Raw genomic sequence first — 4,364 nt, forward strand, 5'->3', positions numbered from 1 at the left:
CGATCTCCGGAGAGCCCTCCGGGGGTCTGGGGATGCAGAACCCGATCTCCGAGGGCGGACCGCTGTAGATGTACTGGTAGGGCAGCAGGTCCGCCGGGACCCCGGCCGCGCTCAGCGCGTCGTCCAGAGCGGAGAAGAAGGTGCTGGGGCTCCGGTAACTCGCCAGGGTGGAAGGGTCGGAGGCGTTGCGGTCGATGATGATCTGGAGGGCCGCGTAGTAGGCGCTGCCGGCGTACTCCGCGGTGGAATCGGCCCGACCGGCAATCAGCTCCTCCAACGCGTCCTGAACCGACAGCCCCCAGTCCACCTCCTGGGCATCGAGACCGTCCTGACGCGCCCGCGCCCGGACCCGCATCCTCTCCAGGAGCCGCGATTCCTCGTCGCTCAGGTCCCGGGCGGGCAGAAAACGCGCAACCTCGCCACGGTTTGCCATGGAGTAATTGATGGTTTGGCTCATAGAGCCACCCTGTCAAAGGGCACTGACATCCCAGATGCCTGGAGCGTTCACCGGGTGAGTGCCGCGATGCCGAGGCCGAATGCCGTTGTCATGGGGGCCGGGCGTCATAGTGGTGAGCGTCGCGGGTACCGCGCGGTCCTTTTTCAGCGGCCGGGCCAGTGCCGCTACTGTCCTGTCTGCCCTTTCCGGCCGGAGCTACCTTCGGCAAGGAAGGCATCTCCAGCATGACAGGCACAGAGGCGGCGGACACGAGGGACCAAGTCGTAGTCGGCGGGGTGGACTCGCACGCTGACACCATCCACGTCGCCGTGGTGACCGACCGGGGCGGGCACCTCGCCGACGCCCAATTCCCCACCAACGCTGCCGGATACGCCGCCGCGATCGCCTTCCTGCAGGCCCACGGCACCGTCGCCGCCGTCGGCGTGGAGGGCACGTCCTCCTACGGCTCCGGCTTCACACATGCCGCCCAGCAGGCCGGCCTGGCCGTCGTCGAGGTCAACCGGCCCGACAAGGCCGAACGCCGCAGGATCGGCAAGTCCGACCCGATCGACGCATACGCCGCGGCCCGCGCCGTCGTCTCCGGTCGCGCCACCAGCGCTCCGAAGACGGGTCCATCGTCGGGATACGCGCCCTGCAGACCGCCGCCCGCTCGGCGATCAAGGCCCGCACCGCGACGCTCAACCAGATCACGCACCTCCTGATCACCGCCCCCGACGCCATCCGCGCCAAGTACACCGCCCTGTCCGGTGACAAGCGCGTCACCACTCTTGCCCGACTCCGGCCGGTCAGCGACCCCGCGCACGCCCCGCTCCTGACAGCCCTGCGCACGCTGGCCAAGCGGGTCCAGAGCCTGACCGAGGAACACACGACCTTGACCGGGGAGCTCGACCAACTGGTCACCACCCTCAACCCCGGTCTGCGCGCCGCCCACGGGGTGGGTCCGGACACCGCCGCCCAGCTGCTGATCATCGCTGGCGCGAACCCGGCCCGCCTTCGCACGGAGGCTTCCTTCGCGGCCCTGTGCGGCGCGGCGCCCGTCCCCACATCGAGCGGGAAGACGAACCGGCACCGGCTCTCCAGGGGCGGCGACCGGGCGGCCAACGCCGCTCTCTACCGCATCGCGCTCGTGAGGCTCCCGGGGCATGCCGGAAGCACCGATACGCGCGGGTGACACGAGACGGCAGCCGGTCGCCGATGATGTCGGCGACGGCCCGCGGAGCGAGGTCGAACATCGTGATGTCCGCGGGTGGCAGGTCGCGTGCGTGCCGCACCTCGATGCCGGTCTCGATCTTGCCATCGTATTCGGCGAGGACTGCGGCCAGCGCCGCCGAGATCGACCGTGATCCGCCGGCGGCGACGGGCCAGCCGTGCCGATGCCCGGCGGCGATGATGCCCCGGGCGATGGCGGAGGAGAGCGGGTAGTGCAGCGGCCGGAATGCGTGGGCGGCCACCCCGCCGAACAACGCTCGGCCCCGCTCGGTGGTAAATAGCCGCGCGATGGCCGAGCCTGGCAGCAGTGTCGGCAGGCCGAACCGAGCAAGGGCAAGTGGGTGCCTGGGCAGGCGCAACAGCGGCCCCATGATGTCCTCGGCCAGCATGTCGAAGCGGGCCGCCGGCCCGGCGAACGCCAGCCGCCAGCGGGAACCGTCCCGGCCGAGCCCGGCGACAGTCGCCTCAATCGAGCGGTGCAGCACGCCGGCCGCACCGTCATCGAGCGGGTGGACACAGTCGATCTCCGGCCAGCGCCAGGTCAGCCCGTGCCGCTCAAGGCCGAGGCTCTGTAGGAATGCCGATCTGGCGTGATCGAACAGAGCGAGGTCTGGCCCGGCGCCGCAGCATGGGGTGGGTGGGATCGAGTTATGACAATGCCCTCGCGGAGTCGTTCTTCCAGGGCCTGAAGCGGGAACTGCTGCACGACGGCGCTGGACATCGAAGGCGCAGACGCGGCTGGAGCTGTTCCGCTGGCTGTCGTACTACAACCTGCGCCGCCGTCATTCCGCGCTCGACTACCTCACACCGGTCGAGTTCGAACAGCAACTGATCACATCACGTACGCTGTCACTCGCCGCATGAAACCCGGTATCCACTCCCGGGGATCAAGCTCATACAGCTCGGGCTCCAGAGACCGGACCGTGACCGGATCCCCCGCCTTCACCGCGTGCCAGGCCGAGGCGCTTGGGATCGTTGCAGCGTTGCAGGCCGTTAACCTGTCGGTATGTCAGAGCGTGTCATGCCCGGTCGCACGGACGGCCTGATCACCCTGGTTGCCGCGGACGCTCTGTGGGTCGATCTGACCGCCGACAGTGCTGTGCCGACGGCTTCTGAGGCATTCACCTGCTCTCCTGCCCGTGGCCAGGTGAGGTACGTCCTGCTCGGCAGCCATGTGGTGGCGACGGTGAGGGCGAGCAACGGTCAGTGGAGTGTTCCGGAGGTTGAGGTGCGCCGGGCTGCCGCGGAACTGAACACGGTTGGGATGGACCGGCAGGACCTGGTCCGTATCGGTCCGTTTCGTGGGGCGCCGAGGCAGGAGTGCAACGAGGAGACGCCGCTGCGTTGGCGCCAGCGCATCATGGGGGACCTGCAGGAGCTGGGCGGCCCCGAGCGCGCAGCACGACGCGAAGCCGGCCGACCGTACCATCTGGCGGGGATCGACTTGCGACAGATACTCGTGGAGCAGACCCGCGACGGGGCGCAGCGCACGTGGTGGCTGCCGCGCGCTGTGGTCAGGCTGCTGGACGCGGCCGAGCACGCCGAAACGCAGTGGGTGCAAGCCGCGCGGACAAGCCAGGCAAGCGCAGCGGTCACCGAGCCGCCCTCCCACCCCCGGCAGGCCCGAAACGCCGGCAGTCGGCAGACGACGAGCCCCGAGGGCCCCACCGCCTCACTGCGCCCGTACAACAAAGAGCTGGAAGGGCAGCTGTACTCGGTGCTCAGCAGGAAGCCCGGTACCTCCCGCAGGGTGGCTGGGTGGGTGTGCGCCGTCTGCCGTACTACGCCCGCCACCGTGCTCGACCACTGCCACGAACACGGCTACGTCCGCGCCCCCGTCTGCCAGTCCTGCAACACACAGGAACGCCCCGACCACCTGTACAGCAACGACATTCGCGTGGCAAACCGCTACAAACGCCTCTTCCATACCGACACCGACGACTGGCTCCGCCACTGGCACCGCTGCCCCGGCTGCCGCGCACGCACCACCCTGCCCCTGCCGCACCTCGCCGCATGGACCGCCCACATAGCCTGCCGATCGCTGCGCCCGACCCACCGCGCCCCCCGCGGGCGCAAGCCCTGCGGTGTCCTGCGCGTGTCCTGGGCGGGCAGTCAGAACGCGCCCCGTTCCTGCCTGCTCACTGTCGCCGTCGACTTCTGTCCCTCCGGCGAGCACCGTGTCCTGGCGCGAGTCCCCTACCGCGAAGCCGCCGAGCGGTTTCGTGTCTGGTTGGCCGAGACGGCCCCTTCCGTGGCCGCCGCGGCCGGTCCTGACCGCCTGGACGGCCTCCCTGCCCAGTTCCGGCCAGTCATCGCGGACACCAGCGGCGAGGGCCTAGCACTGTTTTGAGCGGGCACCGGGAGACCTGACACCCCACCGCCACCTCGCAGCTGCTGGCCCCCGACACGGTCACCCCGCACGCCCCAGCGAAATGCGCAGCAGAGTCCCGCGGCGCAGTGTGCGTCACAAGATCGGTGCGCTGCTTGTCACCAAGGGTGCCGGGAACGGGTTACTGCAACGGACCGTCGCGTTCTGCCCGATCAGCCTTCGCTGTCGGTTTGTTGATCGATTCGGTGAGAGGTGATTGTCGTCTCGGGGGGAGCTACTGAGGTTTTCAGGGTGGGGTCGGTGGGTTGATAGCCAGGCCCGTGGCGGTGAGGCAGCCGTCGATCAGGTGGGGCCGGATTTGGATTCTGC

The 4,364-nt window shown here is 69.4% G+C and carries 4 protein-coding genes and 1 pseudogene; 4 read left to right on the plus strand and 1 reads right to left on the minus strand.

The features are described 5' to 3' along the window. Positions 1–457 (minus strand): DUF7691 family protein (locus tag ACWCXX_RS40650; RefSeq protein WP_451136265.1); only part of this gene is annotated, 457 nt, incomplete at its 3' end. Positions 458–681: 224 nt separating this feature from the next. On the opposite strand from ACWCXX_RS40650, the gene ACWCXX_RS40655 reads away from it, so the two are divergent. The 4 genes and pseudogenes from ACWCXX_RS40655 (at position 682) to ACWCXX_RS40670 (ending at position 4,016) form a co-directional block, all read left to right on the plus strand. Then, on the plus strand, positions 682–1,158 hold the full coding sequence (locus ACWCXX_RS40655) for an IS110 family transposase (RefSeq protein ID WP_451136267.1): 477 nt from the start codon (positions 682–684) through the stop codon (positions 1,156–1,158). 170 nt (positions 1,159–1,328) lie between these two features. Beyond that, complete coding sequence (locus tag ACWCXX_RS40660) at positions 1,329–1,628, plus strand: transposase (protein ID WP_451136269.1); 300 nt, start codon at positions 1,329–1,331, stop codon at positions 1,626–1,628. Positions 1,629–2,285: 657 nt separating this feature from the next. Next, positions 2,286–2,530: pseudogene (locus ACWCXX_RS40665) on the plus strand (integrase core domain-containing protein); the annotation flags it as partial. 142 nt (positions 2,531–2,672) lie between these two features. Further along, positions 2,673–4,016, plus strand: a complete 1,344-nt coding sequence (locus ACWCXX_RS40670) for an endonuclease domain-containing protein (RefSeq protein ID WP_451136271.1) — start codon at positions 2,673–2,675, stop codon at positions 4,014–4,016. Positions 4,017–4,364: the final 348 nt, after the last annotated feature.

The sequence above is a fragment of the Streptomyces sp. NPDC001732 genome, from assembly GCF_053596315.1.